General features: G+C 72.3%; 15 protein-coding genes. 7 read left to right on the top strand and 8 right to left on the bottom strand.

Annotation, left to right across the window (positions count from 1 at the left end; translation table 11 throughout):
* Positions 1-28 precede the first annotated feature (28 nt).
* The 4 genes from FHU34_RS16890 to FHU34_RS16875 form a co-directional block, all read right to left on the bottom strand.
* Complete coding sequence (locus tag FHU34_RS16890) at positions 29-433, bottom strand: DoxX family protein (protein ID WP_145781619.1); 405 nt, start codon at positions 431-433, stop codon at positions 29-31.
* Between the two features lie 136 nt (positions 434-569).
* Positions 570-2,900 (bottom strand): endopeptidase La, encoded by a 2,331-nt coding sequence (gene lon, locus FHU34_RS16885; RefSeq protein ID WP_145781617.1) that lies wholly within the window; start codon positions 2,898-2,900, stop codon positions 570-572.
* 76 nt (positions 2,901-2,976) lie between these two features.
* Positions 2,977-3,816, bottom strand: a complete 840-nt coding sequence (locus FHU34_RS16880; RefSeq protein ID WP_145781615.1) for a manganese catalase — start codon at positions 3,814-3,816, stop codon at positions 2,977-2,979.
* An 82-nt stretch (positions 3,817-3,898) separates the two neighbouring features.
* Positions 3,899-4,618, bottom strand: coding sequence for a sensor histidine kinase (locus tag FHU34_RS16875; RefSeq protein WP_145781613.1), 720 nt, complete (start codon positions 4,616-4,618; stop codon positions 3,899-3,901).
* 83 nt (positions 4,619-4,701) lie between these two features.
* Here FHU34_RS16875 and FHU34_RS16870 point away from each other — a divergent pair, with 83 nt between their 5' ends.
* Positions 4,702-5,325 carry a response regulator gene (locus FHU34_RS16870; RefSeq protein WP_244311705.1) on the top strand — a complete coding sequence of 208 codons (624 nt, stop codon included), beginning with the start codon at positions 4,702-4,704 and terminating at the stop codon, positions 5,323-5,325.
* A gap of 145 nt (positions 5,326-5,470) precedes the next feature.
* The gene (locus FHU34_RS16865; protein WP_091397759.1) at positions 5,471-5,818 is read left to right on the top strand and encodes a histone-like nucleoid-structuring protein Lsr2; all 348 of its coding nucleotides are present in this window, start codon (positions 5,471-5,473) and stop codon (positions 5,816-5,818) included.
* 133 nt (positions 5,819-5,951) lie between these two features.
* On the opposite strand, the gene FHU34_RS33265 is transcribed toward FHU34_RS16865, so the two are convergent.
* On the bottom strand, positions 5,952-7,232 hold the full coding sequence (locus FHU34_RS33265; protein WP_208745016.1) for a hypothetical protein: 1,281 nt from the start codon (positions 7,230-7,232) through the stop codon (positions 5,952-5,954).
* 296 nt (positions 7,233-7,528) lie between these two features.
* Positions 7,529-8,410 carry a DUF2726 domain-containing protein gene (locus FHU34_RS16855; RefSeq protein ID WP_145781608.1) on the bottom strand — a complete coding sequence of 294 codons (882 nt, stop codon included), beginning with the start codon at positions 8,408-8,410 and terminating at the stop codon, positions 7,529-7,531.
* A 216-nt stretch (positions 8,411-8,626) separates the two neighbouring features.
* On the opposite strand from FHU34_RS16855, the gene FHU34_RS16850 reads away from it, so the two are divergent.
* From FHU34_RS16850 to FHU34_RS16840, 3 genes are read left to right on the top strand one after another with little or no spacing between them, the layout of a single operon-like run.
* Positions 8,627-9,727, top strand: coding sequence for an Asp23/Gls24 family envelope stress response protein (locus tag FHU34_RS16850; RefSeq protein WP_145781606.1), 1,101 nt, complete (start codon positions 8,627-8,629; stop codon positions 9,725-9,727).
* Positions 9,724-10,287 (top strand): hypothetical protein, encoded by a 564-nt coding sequence (locus FHU34_RS16845; protein ID WP_145781603.1) that lies wholly within the window; start codon positions 9,724-9,726, stop codon positions 10,285-10,287. Before FHU34_RS16850 ends, FHU34_RS16845 begins: the two co-directional genes overlap by 4 nt.
* 56 nt (positions 10,288-10,343) lie before the next feature.
* Positions 10,344-11,069 carry a helical backbone metal receptor gene (locus FHU34_RS16840; protein ID WP_145785632.1) on the top strand — a complete coding sequence of 242 codons (726 nt, stop codon included), beginning with the start codon at positions 10,344-10,346 and terminating at the stop codon, positions 11,067-11,069.
* A 32-nt stretch (positions 11,070-11,101) separates the two neighbouring features.
* Here the strand turns inward: FHU34_RS16840 and FHU34_RS16835 are convergent, their stop codons facing one another.
* Complete coding sequence (locus tag FHU34_RS16835; protein ID WP_208745165.1) at positions 11,102-11,977, bottom strand: TerC family protein; 876 nt, start codon at positions 11,975-11,977, stop codon at positions 11,102-11,104.
* Between the two features lie 226 nt (positions 11,978-12,203).
* Positions 12,204-12,893 (bottom strand): CBS domain-containing protein, encoded by a 690-nt coding sequence (locus FHU34_RS16830; protein ID WP_145781599.1) that lies wholly within the window; start codon positions 12,891-12,893, stop codon positions 12,204-12,206.
* Between the two features lie 189 nt (positions 12,894-13,082).
* Between FHU34_RS16830 and FHU34_RS16825 the strand changes: the two genes are divergently transcribed.
* A complete protein-coding gene (locus FHU34_RS16825) occupies positions 13,083-13,640 on the top strand; it encodes a hypothetical protein (RefSeq protein ID WP_145781598.1) in 558 nt (185 codons plus the stop codon).
* Positions 13,641-13,865: 225 nt separating this feature from the next.
* Complete coding sequence (locus tag FHU34_RS16820; protein ID WP_145781596.1) at positions 13,866-14,258, top strand: FKBP-type peptidyl-prolyl cis-trans isomerase; 393 nt, start codon at positions 13,866-13,868, stop codon at positions 14,256-14,258.
* Positions 14,259-14,287 lie beyond the last annotated feature (29 nt).

Genomic DNA, 14,287 nt, shown 5'->3' with positions numbered 1-14,287 from the left:
GGGGTACGACGGTCGCCGGCGCCCGGGATCAGAAGGAGTACGGGCCGAAGCGACCCCAGGCCACCACGGCCGCGAGCACCAGCAGCACCGCGCAGGTGATCGCGCCCTGCACCTCCAGCCGACGCTCGGCCGCCGTCTCGCGCTTCTTCCGGTCGCGCAGGTGCACGAGGAAGCCGCCGATCATGACGATGACCAGCCCGACGGCTGCCAACGGGGTGAGCACTGTGGCGATGCCGGTGAGCGCGGGCAGCACGAGCCCGAGGGCGGCCAGCACCTCGACCGCGCCGAGGGCCTTGACCTGCGACGGCGGGACCGGGTCCACCCATCGCATCATCTCGCGCAGGTTGTCCTTCGGTTGGGTCAGCTTGGCCAGGCCGGCGCCGGCGAAGACAGCGGCGAGCAGGATCTGGATCACCCAGAGCACAAGGTTCACGGGGGTTACCTCCGGGGGCACCGCCTCGCGGCGGAGAGGTGTCGGGGAGCGTCACGCGAGACAGTAGCGCTCGGTGGGCGAACAGCAATGACCCCCGCCGTCACGGGGACGGCGGGGGGTCATTGTGGCCGGAGGGTCAGGAGACGAAGAGCGCCGGACCGTCCAGGGCCGGGACGTCGGCCGGGGTCAGTGCCAGGGCGAGCACGTCGGCCACGTCGGCCAGGGTGTGCACGGTCAGCGCCTCACGCACCTCGGTCGGCAGGTCGTCCAGGTCGGGCTCGTTCCGCGCCGGGATGATCACCTCGGTGAGGCCGGCCCGGTGCGCGGCGAGCAGCTTCTGCTTCACCCCGCCGATCGGCAGCACCCGACCGGAGAGCGTCACCTCACCGGTCATCCCGAACTCGGGGCGGACCGGGCGGCCGGTGACCAGCGACGCCAGGGCCGTCACCATGGTGATGCCGGCGCTCGGGCCGTCCTTGGGAACCGCGCCCGCCGGGAAGTGGACGTGGATCCGCCGCCCGGCCAGGGCGTTCGGGTCGATGCCGAACCGCCGCCCGTTGGAGCGCAGGTACGACAGCGCGATGTGCGCGGACTCCTTCATCACGTCGCCGAGCTGGCCGGTCAGGGTCAGCCCCGGCTCGCCCTCCATGCTGGTCGCCTCGATGAAGAGCACGTCCCCGCCCGCACCGGTGACGGCGAGGCCGGTCGCCACGCCGGGCACCGCGGTGCGCTCGGCCGACTCCGGGGTGAACTTCGGTCGCCCCAGGTAGCCGGTGAGGTTGTCGGTGTCGACGCGTACCGGCGACGGGTCGGTCGCCAACGTCACCGCCACCTTGCGCAGGATCTTCGCCAGGCCCCGTTCGAGCTGCCGGACGCCGGCCTCCCGGGTGTACTCCCCGGCGATCAGCGCGAGCGCCTCGTCGGCGATCTCCACCTCGTCGGCGGTCAACCCGGCCCGCTCCCGCTGCCGGGGCAGCAGGTGGTCCCGGGCGATGGCGACCTTCTCGTCCTCGGTGTAACCGTCCAGCATGACCAGTTCCATCCGGTCCAGCAGCGGGCCGGGGATGGACTCCACCACGTTCGCGGTGGCCAGGAAGAGCACGTCGGACAGGTCGAGGTCGACCTCCAGGTAGTGGTCCCGGAAGGTGTGGTTCTGCGCCGGGTCGAGCACCTCCAGCAGGGCTGCCGCGGGGTCACCGGCGTAGCCGGCGGCCAGCTTGTCCACCTCGTCGAGGAGCACGACCGGGTTCATCGAGCCGGCCTCGCGCAGGGCGCGGACGATCCGGCCGGGCAGCGCGCCCACGTAGGTGCGCCGGTGACCGCGGATCTCCGCCTCGTCGCGGACACCGCCGAGTGACACCCGGACGAAGTTGCGGCCGAGCGCCCGCGCCACGGATTCGCCGAGGCTGGTCTTGCCGACCCCGGGAGGACCGGCGAGGGCGAGCACCGCGCCGGAGCCGCGACCGCCGACCACGCCGAGGTTGCGCTCGGCACGCCGGTTGCGCACCGCCAGGTACTCCAGGATGCGGTCCTTCACGTCGGCCAGGCCGGCGTGGTCGGCGTCGAGTACCGCCCGGGCCGCGGCCAGGTCGGTGTTGTCCTGGGTACGCGTACCCCACGGCATTTCGAGCACGGTGTCCAGCCAGGTGCGGATCCAACCCGCCTCCGGGGAGGCGTCGCTGGCCCGCTCCAGCTTGCCGACCTCGCGCATGGCCGCCTCGCGGACCTTCTCCGGCAGCTCGGCGGTCTCGACCCGGGACCGGTAGTCGGCCGAACCGTCCGGCTCGTCCTCGCCCAGCTCCTTGCGGATCGCGGCGAGCTGCTGACGCAGCAGGAACTCGCGCTGCGACTTCTCCAGGCCCTCGCGGACGTCACTGTTGATCTGCTCGGTGACCTCCTGCTCGGCCAGGTAGTCCTTCACCCAGCCGACCAGCAGTTCCAGTCGGGAGGTGACGTCCGGCGCGGCGAGCAGCTCGGTCTTCTGCTCCAGGGTCAGCCAGGGCGCGTAGCCGGCCGAGTCGGCCAGCTCGGAGAGGTCGGTCATCCGCTCCACCGCGTCGATGACCTGCCAGGCGCCCCGCTGTTGCAGGACGGAGGTCACCAGGGCGCGGTACTCGCGGGCGAGTTCGCGGGCCTTTCCGGCGTAGGCCGGTTCGTCGAGTTCGGACGCCTCGACCCAGAGCGCCGCGCCGGGGCCGGGGACGCCGGAGCCGATCCGGGCCCGGGACAGGCCACGGATGACGGCGGCGGGCTCACCCTCGGGCAGCCGGCCGACCTTCTCGATGGTGGCGATCACGCCGACCGGGCCGTACTCGCCGTCGATCCGGGGCACGGCGAGCAGCTTGCGGTCGCCGGTCGCGCGGGCGGCGTCGATCGCGGCCTGGGTGGACGGGTCGAGGGTCACCGGGATGACCATCCCGGGCAGCAGCACGGCGTCGGTCAGTGGAAGTACCGGAAGAGTTGCCATGGAACACCTGCCATCACGTTGACTTGAGCGTGTCTGGCTCAAGTAACAAAGCGTTCCCCTTGTTCCGGCTTGTGACTCAGGCCACTCCCACCCCCGGGTCGGTGCCGTAGAGCCGTGGATCTCCGGGCGGCAGCACCGGCTCCGGGGCGTTCGCACGCGGGTTGTCGTCGTACCGGAACTCGCCCTTGCCGTCCGGCGACGGTCCGGACGCCCAGCGGCTCTGCGCCGCGTCCGTACCCGAGGAGAACCCGAGGTACGTGTAGCCGTACTCCTCCGCGAGGTCGCCGGTGTCCGGGAACGCCTCCGGCACCGGCATGTCCTCCAGCCCGTCCTCCTTGAGCTGCTCGATCGCCGCCAGCCACATGTTCTGGTGCATCGTGTCGCGGGCCAGCAGGAAGCGCAGCATCTGCTTGACGCCCGGGTCGTCGGTCATGTGGAACAACCGGGCGACCTGGAGCCGACCCTGCGCCTCCGCGGTCACGTTGAGCTGGAAGTCGGCGAGCAGGTTGCCGCTCGCGGTGATGAAGCCGCCGCTCCAGGGCACACCGTTGGCGTCGGTCGGCAGCGCCCCGCCACCGCCGTGGATGAAGTGTGCCGGGTTCGACCCGGCGTAGATCGCCGCGCCCCCGGGGTTGTCCGCGATGCCCTCCGACAGCGACAGCGGCGCGGCGTCCAACAGCCGGGTGATCATCGTGACGATCATCTCGACGTGGCCCATCTCCTCGGTACCGACGTCGAGCAGCAGATCCTTGTACCTGCCGGGCAGGCGGCAGTTCCACCCCTGGAAGAGGTACTGGTTGGCGACCGTCATCTCACCCCACTTGCCGCCCAGCACCTCCTGCAGGCGGCGGGCGAACGCGGCGTCCGGGCCGTCCGGTTTGGCCTCGAACTGCAGGTCCTTGACGTGACGGAACATCTGGCCCCCTCGGTACGGCAATTGGCGGTGCAGCCGTTCCCGTACCGGTGACCCGGCCGGGCCAACCCGTGTCCCGGCGGGGTCAGCGCACCGGAAGCAGCACCTCCAGCGCCGCGCCGCGCGGCTGCAACCGATGCGCCCGCAGCGCTCCTCCGTCCACCGCGACGAGCTGCCGGACGATCCACAACCCCAGCCCGGACATCCCGTGCACCGGCGCCGGGCGGCGCAGCGCGGCCAGCAGCGCGTCGTCGACGCGGCCCTCGTCGGTCACCAGCACGCTCAGGCCGGGCCCGCGCACCGTGGCGTAGAGCCCGACCTGCCCCTGCGGCGGCCCGTGCCGCAGCGCGTTCTCCACCAGGTTGACGAGCACCTGGCGGGTTCGTCCGGACGGCACCGGGCAGGATCCCGCCAACCGGGTGGCCCGCACCCGCCGCCGACCGGCCGGCACCAGCGCGGCGGCCTCGCGCAGAATGCCCGCCAGCGCGACGGTCGGCTCCGGTTGGGGGGTCAGCGCCAGCGCGCCGGTGCCGGCCGCGGCGTCGCGCAGCAGGCTCTGCAGGTGGGCGGCCTGGTCGCGGGCCAGCTCGGTGATCGCCCGCCGGTCGGCGCCGCTCAGCTCGCGGTGCTCGTCGGCCAACGCACAGGTCAGCGAGGTCAGGGTGCTGATCGGCGTACGGAACTCGTGGCACAACACCCGCAACAGCAACTCCGCATCGGCCACCGGTGCTCGCAGGCCACCCGAAGCGGGCTCGATCCGGCGCAACCCTCGCAGCAGGCCCTGCAAACCGTGGCGTGCGCGCATCCACCCGACTCCCCTCGTTCGGTGCGTACCCGCATGATCGGTACCCGCTGGGGAACGGCGCAGACATGCCGGGAGCCTCCACCATGCGAATCGTCGTCGTGGACGATCACCCCCTCTTCGTCCGCGGCCTCGAATTGCTGCTCCCCATCACCACCGACGGCCGGGCCGAGGTGGTCGCCTCCACCGGCGACGCCGCCGCCGCGGCGGCGCTGGTCAGCCGCTGCCAGCCCGACCTGGCCCTGGTCGACCTGCACATGCCACCACCGGGCGGCATCCGGGCGGTGGCAGCGATCCGACGGACCACCCCCCGGATACGTGTGGTCGCGATGTCCGGTTCCACCGACCCGGCACCGGCAATGGAGGCGCTGCGGGCCGGCGCCGAGGGGTTCCTGCCGAAGACCAGCGAGCCGGAGGCACTCCTGCCCCCGTTGCGGGCCGTCCTCGACGGATGGGCGGTCCTCCCGGCCGCGCTGCTGCACGCCATCCTGCGCCCCACCCACGCGACGCCCGTCGACCTGGACGGCGAGGAACGCCAGCTGCTCCGGGCGATCGCCTCCGGCCGCACCACCGTCGACATCGCCGACGAACTGCATGTCTCGGAGCGGACGGTGAAACGAATGACCGCCGCGTTGCTGCGCAAGTTGCGGGTTTCCAACCGGGCGGAGGCAGCCGCCATCGCCGGGCACACCGGCCTTCTCGGCGAATGAGGCCACTTCATCCGCCCCGATTCACGGTTTTGCTCGGTAACGGAATCGCGACGCGCCGAATGAATGGGACGCATATTGTTGCGGATTCCGGGGGTGATAGGTCAGACTTTGGACACATCCCGCCGCACACAGGGAGTAATCGGCAATGGCGAGAAAAGTAATCACGGTCCTGACCGACGACCTCGACGGTGGGAAGGCCGATCGGACGGTCGAGTTCAGTCTCGACGGCGTCGCCTACACGATCGACGTCTCGGACGAGAATGCCGGCGTCCTTCGCAAGGCGCTGGATCCGTACATCAATGCGGGTCGGCGGATCGGGCGCGGCCCGGTCGAGAGCACCCGCTCAGTCCGGCGTCCGGGGCGACCCGCCGGCGCGGGAATGGATCGCGAGCAGAACCGAGCAATCCGGGAATGGGCCGTCAAGAACGGCTACAAAATTTCCGAACGGGGCCGGATCCCGGTTGAGGTCGTCGAGGCGTACAAGAGCCGCTGACGCGCGAGTCGACGACGGGGCCCTGCCGGAAACGGCGGGGCCCCGTCGGCTTGTCCGGGAAACCCTCACGACGCGGCGGCCGGTCACCCGGGGGTTGTCGCCCCGGGTGACCGGCCGCCGTTGGTACGTCCGCTCAGTTGACGGTGATGCGCACCGAGTCGAATGCCGGGGTCTGGTTGGCCCGCTCCATCATCGGCAGACGGTGCGAGCCGTCACCGGCCCAGACGGAGCACTGCGCGGTGCCCGACTCCGGCAGGCCCGGAATCTGGATGGTCACCTCGTCGGGCTGGGCCCCACCGCGGCCGTCCTCGGTCGCGACGAAGAACGCGGGCACCTCCTGCGGCTCCGGCGGGGTGGTCAGGCTGTCCAGCATCCGGCACGCGGTGTGGAAGTGACCCCGGACCAGGCCCTGGGCGTTGAGCAGCGAGCTCTCCACGTAGTAGCCGCCCTGACCGGCCGCCAGGAAGCGGTCGCGCACCAGGTTGCGGGTGCTGACCCGCAGGGTGAAGGCCTGGTTCTGGCCGACCTGCTGGGGGAACTGGGTGATGAGCAGCGACGGGTTGTTCGCGGCGGCGCCGACCTCACCGAACTCGGTGCTCACGCAGCGGTTGCCGTTCTGGAAACCGTCGTGCGGCTGGAGGCGGCTCTCGTCGCAGTCGTTGGCCAGCACCCCGAGACCCGCGCCGGGGGCGTTGCCGCCACCGTTGTTGCCGCCGTTGTTGCCGCCGTTGTTGCCGCCGTTGTTGCCGCCACCGGGCGTGGTGGTGGGGCTGCTGCCGCCGCCGTTGTTGCCGCCACCGTTGTTGGTCGGCTGCACCGTGCACGGGGCGAGTTCCGCGAGACCCTGCGGCCGGGGGCCGACACGGTCGATGGCGGTCGTGATCCGGTCCAGCACCGCGCGCCGCTTGCCGGCCAGCGGTTGCAGGATCGCGTTGCGGATGAACGCCTCACCCTTGTTGCCCTCGGCGGCGAGACGGCGGTCCGCCTCGGCGATCTGCGCCTGCAACTGGGCGAGGTTGCGGTCCACCTCGGCCCGCGCCCGGTCCGGCACCTGCGGCAGCTTGGCCGTCACGTCCGGGCAGGCGATGGCCGTGCCGGTGCCGACCGTGCCGTCCTTGCCGTCCTCGCACTCGGGGACCGACTGCTGCCCGTCACCCCAGTGGTTGCGCACCCACCGACCGTTCTGCCAGGTTCGGCTGGTGGAACCGTCGCCGGTTGGCGCGGTCGCGCCCGGGCTCGGTTCCACGCACTGCCCAGCGGCCGGGCGGGGCTTATTGGTCCGCCGGTCCTGGGCCGACGAAATCTGGGTCACGGCGACGACTCCGCCGAACACCGCGAGCGTGCCGACAACGGCCAACAGACGCTTGCTCCGCGCGTTGCCGGGTGACCGGCGCGCCCGTGTGGACCTGCGCATCGAATTGCTCTCCTTCTCGATCCGGTTGTGGATTCCTGCCCTCGGCGGACCGACGGATGTGAGATGGCACGCCACGGCGGCGACCACCGTGACCTACCCGGTAATGCGTCGATGGCCGACGATGCCCTTTCCACACCGTCCCCCGGGTCCCGACGACGCGAGTGGGGAGATCCTGTTCATTCGCGCAGGAGTACGGGGCGGCGACCGGGAAGGTTCAACCAGTTCACAGGAAATTGCCGCGACCCGACGCGGAGCCGGTGCGGAGCGATGAATCAGCAGGTGGAACGGGCGAGGCGTCAGTCGGCGCAGAGGTGGTCGAAGGCGAACCCGCCGACCAGTTCGTCGCGACGCCGACTCAGCGCGACGATCTGCGCGGTCAACTCGGCACGCGGCACCAGCTCGGAGACCGCGTTGTCCCGCAGTCGCTCCCCGACGGCGACAGTGGCGAGATCCTCGGCCAGCCGGCCCGGGTCGATCCCGCAGGAGAAGCGGTGCTCGGTCACCGAGACCCGCTCGACGAGGCACGCGTCGGGGCGGACCTGCACCCAACTCCACCCCTGCGCCGGCCCGTCCGCCCAGCGCACGTGCAGTCCCCGCACGATCGGGTCGGCCACCCGCCCGGCCACGTAGGCCTCGACCGCCGCCGCGCGGGTCAGCGCCCCGAGGTCGTTGACCGCTCCGGTACGGCCGTCCGGCAGCCGACCGAGGATGTCCCGGAAACCCGTCGGGGCCGGTTCGTCATCGGAGGTGGCCACCCCGGCGCCGCCCGCGGCGTAGGCGCGCGCGTCGATCACGTACTCCACGAGGCGGCGTCCGTGCTCCGCCGCCCGCAACGTCGGAGAACCGATCCGCAGCACGGGCAGGCCGACGGCCTCGCTCACGGCGTCCTTCAGTCGCTCGACGCGCTGCTCCGCCGAGCCGGCGGACGCTACCGGGCCGATCTCCACGGCGACGACCGCGCGGCCGGTGTCGGCAGCGCAGACCACGAAGTCGAAGCTGGCGCGGCTGGCCGAACTCCACTGGCTGCCGGTGACACCAGGTGGCCGACCCTGGACCAGGTCACTGAGCCTGCGGTTCGTCTGGATCCGCTGGCCGGCGCGGCTGAGCAGCGTGTCGCGTCCGCTCTCGGCGGACACCGTCCGCAGCCAGCCGCGGTCCTCGCTGCCGATGCTCGTCATCTGCCTGATCCATCCGCCGGTCGGTCGAGCCGGGCCGAGTCTAGGCGGTCGATCATGGTGTACGCCTCGACGGCACGCCTGATCGCGTCGGGTCCGGCCGCCGGCCGGATGCACGCACCGAGATGTGTGATTCAGGTCACACGGAAGTGGTGTTCCAGGGACTCCCCGAGGTGTATCCAGCGGAGTCGCCGGTCGCGGACCGGCCGGGAGGTCAGCATGTCGCGACAGCAGCTCGGCACCCGCACCGGCACCGGTCGGGGCGCCCGCCCACGCCGGGACGACCCGCGCGCCCGTCGACCTCGACTCGCCGGTGATCCGACCATCCTCCGACGCCCTCGCACCGATCGAGCGGGACGCCACCATCGACTTCCACCGCGCCCCGTGGCCGTCCGTCCGTCCGCCCCGACGGTCGGCACCGCACCGACCGCCGGCACCACCGACGGGAACCCGGGCACCGGCACCCGGGTCGCCCCGCAGCGGAGCGCCGTCGAGACGGCGCACGTCGCCCGGATCGCTGTCCACGCCGCCCGCCAGGTGCCCGGCGTCACCGGCGCCCACCCGGCCACCGTCCGACTGGTCGACACTTCCGTGGGACTCGACCTGCACCTGGTCACCACGTACGGGTACAGCGTGCCCGCCGTCGCCGAGGCGGTCCGGATCGCCGTCGCCGACCGGGTGGCCGCCGGAACCGGGCTCACCGTGGCCGCCGTGACCGTCACTGTGGACGACCTGATCGTCCCCGGGGCGCACCACGCCGATCCAGGACCACCGGTCCGGCGCCCCGAAGCCGGCATGCGCATCGTCAATCGGGCCGCCTCGTCGCTGCTGGCCGTCGCGCTGCTGGTCGGCGGGGTGCTGCTCGCCGTACAGGCGCTGCTGGTCACGCTGGGCCGCCCGGCATCGCTGCTCGCCCGCAGCGGCTGGTACGACACGTTGACCAGCACACGGTGGTACGACCCGGACGTCCGCACCGGCGCCGGCGCGGCCATCCTGTCGGGCCTGGTCATCCTGGTCGCCCAACTGCGCCGTTGGACACCGTCCCGGCTGCGCGTCGACGAGCGGGACGGCTGGCACCTCCGCAGACGGTGCGTGGAACGCCGGCTGACCGACGCGGCCGGGACCGTGCCCGGTGTCTGGCGGGCACGGGTACGCGTCCGGCGGCGCGGTGACCAGTGGCGTCCCCGCGTGCACGCCACCGGCGACCCCGCCGCGCACGCGGAGGTCGAGTTCGCCGTGCGCCAGGAACTACGTCGGCTCGCCGCGCCCCGCACCGGCCGGATCGAGATCCGACTGCTGCCCCGCCGGAGGCCGGCATGACCGACGCCGCACACCGCCTGCTGTGGACGATCATCGCGCTGGTGCTGGTGGCGTTCGGAGCGACAGCGATGTGGCTCAGCGTCAGGGCGCTGCCCGCCGACGACCCGGATGCGGCGCTGCTCGGCGCCGGCCTGCTCGACGCGTGGCGACAGGCCGCGCCGTGGAGCACCCTGGCCGCGGCCGTCACCGGAGTGGTCGCCGCCCTCGCGGGGCAGCGCCTGCTGGCAGGTGAACTGCGCCGACCCCGCCAGGCACTACGCGGCGTGCTGAGCCACCCCGGCCACCGCCCCGGCCGTACCCGCCTGGCCACCGACGTGCTGGTCCGCGCGCTGGAGCGGGACCTGACGACCGGCGACCGCGGTGTGCGCCGCGCACGGGTGGTGCTCACCGGCGCACCGCAGCGGCCCGACGTGTGGATCCGAGTGGAGCTGGCGGCCGACGCGAGGGCCGACGACGTACGCGCGCACGTCGACGCCGCGGTCCGCCGGTTCGCGACGACCGCCGGCTGCGCACCCGCGCACCTCGACGTGACCGCCCGTATCGAGCCCGGCCCGCCCTGACCCGCGTCGCGCCGATCGGAGGGGCATGATCGGTGCCGGCGACGGGAGGTACGCGGATGCGGGTGGTGTCGTTGGTGCCGTCACTGACCGAGGCGGTGGCGCTGACAGTGCCGGGAACGCTGGTCGGGGCCACCGACTGGTGCAGCCATCCGGCCGGGCTCGACGTCGCACGGGTCGGCGGCAGCAAGTACCCGGACCTGGACCGGGTTCGCGCGCTGCGGCCGGACCTGGTGCTCCTGAACGTGGAGGAGAACCGCCGGGCCGACGCCGAGGCGCTGCGGGCGGCCGGCGTACCGGTGCGGGTCACCTATCCGCGCACCGTCGCGGGCGCGTTGACCGAACTGGGCGACCTGCTCGCCGAACTGGGCGCGCCGACGGAGCCGGCCTGGTTACGCGCGGCCCGGCGGGCCTGGGCCGCACCACCCCTGCTGACGCCGTCCCGCCGGGCGGTGGTGCCGGTGTGGCGTCGGCCGTGGGTGGTGCTCGGTGGCGACACGTTCGCCGGCGACGTGCTGCGTCGGCTCGGCGTGGTCAACGCCTACGACGAGCACCCGGAGCGCTATCCCCGACCCACCCTCGCCGAGCTGCGCGAACAGCAACCCGAGCTGGCGGTGCTGCCCGACGAGCCGTACACGTTCACCGCCGACGACGGGCCCGAGGCGTTCCCCGGCGTACCGTGCGCCCTGCTCTCCGGTCGGCACCTCACCTGGTACGGCCCCTCGCTCGCCGAGGCACCCGCGCTCCTGGCCGACCAGCTGTCCCGGCCGGTGCTGGCCGGGTGACCCGACACGTGCTGGCCGGTTGACCTGACACGTCAGCCGGCCGGGGCACGTCGCGCGGCCAGGAGGCTGACGCCGATGGAGATCACCAGGGTCAGCACCACCACCGCGAGGGTCATCCAGACCGGCAGTTTGCCCACCGGCGTCTCGGCGAGGATGAGTTTCAGCCCGGCGAAGGCCAGCAGGAACGCGAGTCCGTACCGCAGGTAGCCGAAGTGTCGGAGCAGACCGGCGAGGCAGAAGTAGAGGCTGCGCAGCCCCAGCACGGCGAACGCGGTGGCCGTCCAGACCAGGAAGGTGTTGGTGGTGATGGCGAGGATCGCCGCCACCGAGTCGATGGCGAACACCACGTCGGTGGCCTCGATGGCGACGAGCGCCACCAGCAGCAGTGTCGCCATCCGCCGGCCGGCCACCCGGGCCGTGAACCGGTCGCCGTGGTAGCGCGCGTCGGTGGGCACCAGCTTCCGGAACAGCCGGACCGCGACGTTGCGTTCCGGGTCGACGTCCGGTTTCCCGCGTACGGCGAGCCGCCAGCCGGTCCAGATCAGGAACGCGCCGAGCACGAACCCGGCCCAGGTGAGCCGGTCCAGCAGCTCGGCGCCGGCGAGGATGAACAGCAGACGGAAGACGAGCGCCCCCACGACCCCCCAGAACAGCACCTTGTGCTGGTAGCCGGCTGGCACCTGGAAGTAGCCGAAGAGCAGGGCGAAGACGAACACGTTGTCCACCGAGAGGGCCTTCTCCAGCAGGTACCCGGAGAAGTAGGCGATGGCCGGGTCGCCGCCGAGCCCCCACCAGACGACCAGCCCGAACAGCAGGCCCGCGCCGATCCAGACGGCACTCCACAGCAGCGCCTCGCGTAGCTCGATGACGTGGTTGTCCCGGTGCAGGAGCACGTCCACGGCGAGCATCACGGCGATCACCGCGCCGACCGCCGCCCAGGCCCAGAGCGGGACCGTGACTGTCACCTCCGCCACCGAAGCCCTCCCGCATCGCCACGGTGCGCGCCCCGTCACCCGCCGGCCGGCCGTTTCCGAGCCTAGGCGAACGGCCGATCCGACGTCGGTGGTCCCGCGAACTCGGCCCCTGTCGAAACGGTGCGGCGACGACCACGGGTGACGGTGGGGGAGGTGGCGCTCAGGCTACCGGCATCACCTGGGCCGGATCGGTGACCGTGTCGTCGGCCTCGTAGGTGATGGCGTTGATCACCCGCACGACGCCGCTGACCTGGCCTGCCAGCCGGCCGGCGAGGTCGACGGCGGAGCGTCGGTCCAACCGACCGGCAAGTGTCACGTCGCCGTGTCGGACCTCGACCGTGACCAGCCCGTCCCGCACGGCGAGCACCCGGCGCAGCACCTCCTGCACCACGTCCTCGCGGATCGCGGCGTCCGAACGCAGGTGCACCCGCAACAGGTCGCCACGGCTGACAATGCCCACTAACCGACCGAGATCATCCAGGACGGGTAGCCGCTTGACCTGCTCGTGGTCCATCAGGCGAGCGGCGCCCGACAACGGCGTCTCCGCGTACGTGCTGACCGCCGGGGCGGTCATCAGGTCCCCCGCGAGCAGCGCGGCCCCCTTGGCCCGGGCACCACGCCGACGGCGGCTCTCGAAGACGCGACGGTGCACCGGCTCGCCGGCGCACTCGACGCGGTGCAGGAGATCAGCCTCGGACACCACGCCCAGCACCCGGCGGAACCCGTCGATCACCGGCACCGCGCTGACCCCGCGACGCAGCAGCACGTCGACGATCTCGCGGTACGGGGTCTCGACGGTCACGGTCTCGACCTCCTGGGTCATCACATCGCCAACCTGCCAGGTCCTCATCACGACCTCACCTTCCTCGTCCCCCTCGGACGCTACGACCGCGCGACAGCCGTCGTCAGGGTCGCCGGACCGGACCGGAGGGGGTCCAACGTCCCGGGCCGATGCGGTCTGTCGGCCCTGCCGCCGAGGGCGCCGTGAGCGTCCACTGGAGATGCCACCGGGAAGTGCGGTGCGAGACTGAGAAGGGACGTGGAGACCATGACCGCGACGACCGACCGGGTCACCGTCGAGAACACCGCTCCGACGGCCGGCACCACTGGAGGGCGGGCCGTCCGGTACATCCTCGCCGGCACCCGACTGGCGCTCGGCTGGATCTTCCTCTGGGCGTTCATCGACAAGATGTTCGGCCTCGGGATGGCCACCGAGTCGAAGAACGCCTGGATCAACGGGGGCAGCCCCACCAAGGGCTTCCTCACCTTCGGGGTGACGGGCCCGTTCAAGGACGTCTACACCGGGATCGCCGGTGCCGCCTGGGCGGACTGGCTGTTCATGGTCGGCCTGGCCGGGATCGGCGTCGCCCTGCTGCTCGGCATCGGCATGCGGGTCGCCGCCGTGACCGGTGGGCTGCTGCTGGTCCTGATGTGGACCGCCGTCCTGCCTCCGGAGAACAACCCCTTCATGGACGACCACCTGATCTACGCCGCGGTGCTGGCGGTGCTCGCGCTGGTCAACGCCGGCGACACCTGGGGCCTCGGCCGGGTGTGGGCGAAGCTGCCCGTCGTCCAGCGGCTGCCCTGGCTGCGCTGACCACGACGCGCCACCCCTGAGCGGGCGTCACCATTTTCCGGTGACGCCCGCCAACCCGTTCCCGGATCCCCCGCTCCCTCGCGCCGCACTGGTCGTGCGCCGGGCTGCGGGCGGCAGCGCCCCGGGGGGATTGAGCAGGTAGCGGGTCCGCCGCACATCGGTGAGGTGCGATCCGGCAGGATCGACGGTGACCGCACATCACCCGACACGGCAGGAGATCCCCGCATGAACCAGGCAGCAGGCGCCCGATCCGGCAAGCCCGAGGTGGGTCCGATCGAGGGTGCACCGCCCGCCGACCTCGTGATCGAGGACATCACCGTGGGCGACGGCCCGCAGGCGGAGGCGGGCCAGCTGGTCAGCGTGCACTACGTTGGCGTGTCGCACTCCACCGGCGGCGAGTTCGACTCGTCCTGGAACCGGGGCGAGGCGTTCGAGTTTCCGCTCGGCGGCGGTCAGGTCATCGCCGGCTGGGACCAGGGCGTGGCCGGCATGCGCGTCGGCGGCCGTCGCCGTCTGACCATCCCGCCACACCTCGGGTACGGCGACCGGGGCGCGGCCGGTGTCATCAAGCCCGGCGAGACGCTGATCTTCGTCGTGGACCTGCTCGGCGTGCGCTGACCGATTCTCGGGGTCGCCGGCTCACGCCG

Source organism: Micromonospora taraxaci (assembly GCF_007830095.1).
GTDB lineage: Bacteria > Actinomycetota > Actinomycetes > Mycobacteriales > Micromonosporaceae > Micromonospora > Micromonospora taraxaci.
Note: the sequence above shows the minus strand (reverse complement) of the source record. Positions and strands in the feature narration are given on the sequence as shown.

Excerpts from the sequence above, each read along its gene's own strand:
- lon (WP_145781617.1), bottom strand. The coding sequence starts at position 2,900 with ATGGCAACTCTTCCGGTACTTCCACTGACCGACGCCGTGCTGCTGCCC.
- FHU34_RS16835 (WP_208745165.1), bottom strand. The coding sequence starts at position 11,977 with ATGCTCGCCGTGGACGTGCTCCTGCACCGGGACAACCACGTCATCGAG.
- FHU34_RS16850 (WP_145781606.1), top strand. The coding sequence starts at position 8,627 with ATGTCGCGACAGCAGCTCGGCACCCGCACCGGCACCGGTCGGGGCGCC.
- FHU34_RS16870 (WP_244311705.1), top strand. The coding sequence starts at position 4,702 with ATGCGAATCGTCGTCGTGGACGATCACCCCCTCTTCGTCCGCGGCCTC.
- FHU34_RS16865 (WP_091397759.1), top strand. The coding sequence starts at position 5,471 with ATGGCGAGAAAAGTAATCACGGTCCTGACCGACGACCTCGACGGTGGG.
- FHU34_RS16855 (WP_145781608.1), bottom strand. The coding sequence starts at position 8,410 with ATGACGAGCATCGGCAGCGAGGACCGCGGCTGGCTGCGGACGGTGTCC.
- FHU34_RS33265 (WP_208745016.1), bottom strand. The coding sequence starts at position 7,232 with ATGCGCAGGTCCACACGGGCGCGCCGGTCACCCGGCAACGCGCGGAGC.
- FHU34_RS16820 (WP_145781596.1), top strand. The coding sequence starts at position 13,866 with ATGAACCAGGCAGCAGGCGCCCGATCCGGCAAGCCCGAGGTGGGTCCG.
- FHU34_RS16845 (WP_145781603.1), top strand. The coding sequence starts at position 9,724 with ATGACCGACGCCGCACACCGCCTGCTGTGGACGATCATCGCGCTGGTG.
- FHU34_RS16880 (WP_145781615.1), bottom strand. The coding sequence starts at position 3,816 with ATGTTCCGTCACGTCAAGGACCTGCAGTTCGAGGCCAAACCGGACGGC.
- FHU34_RS16875 (WP_145781613.1), bottom strand. The coding sequence starts at position 4,618 with ATGCGCGCACGCCACGGTTTGCAGGGCCTGCTGCGAGGGTTGCGCCGG.
- FHU34_RS16830 (WP_145781599.1), bottom strand. The coding sequence starts at position 12,893 with ATGAGGACCTGGCAGGTTGGCGATGTGATGACCCAGGAGGTCGAGACC.
- FHU34_RS16840 (WP_145785632.1), top strand. The coding sequence starts at position 10,344 with ATGCGGGTGGTGTCGTTGGTGCCGTCACTGACCGAGGCGGTGGCGCTG.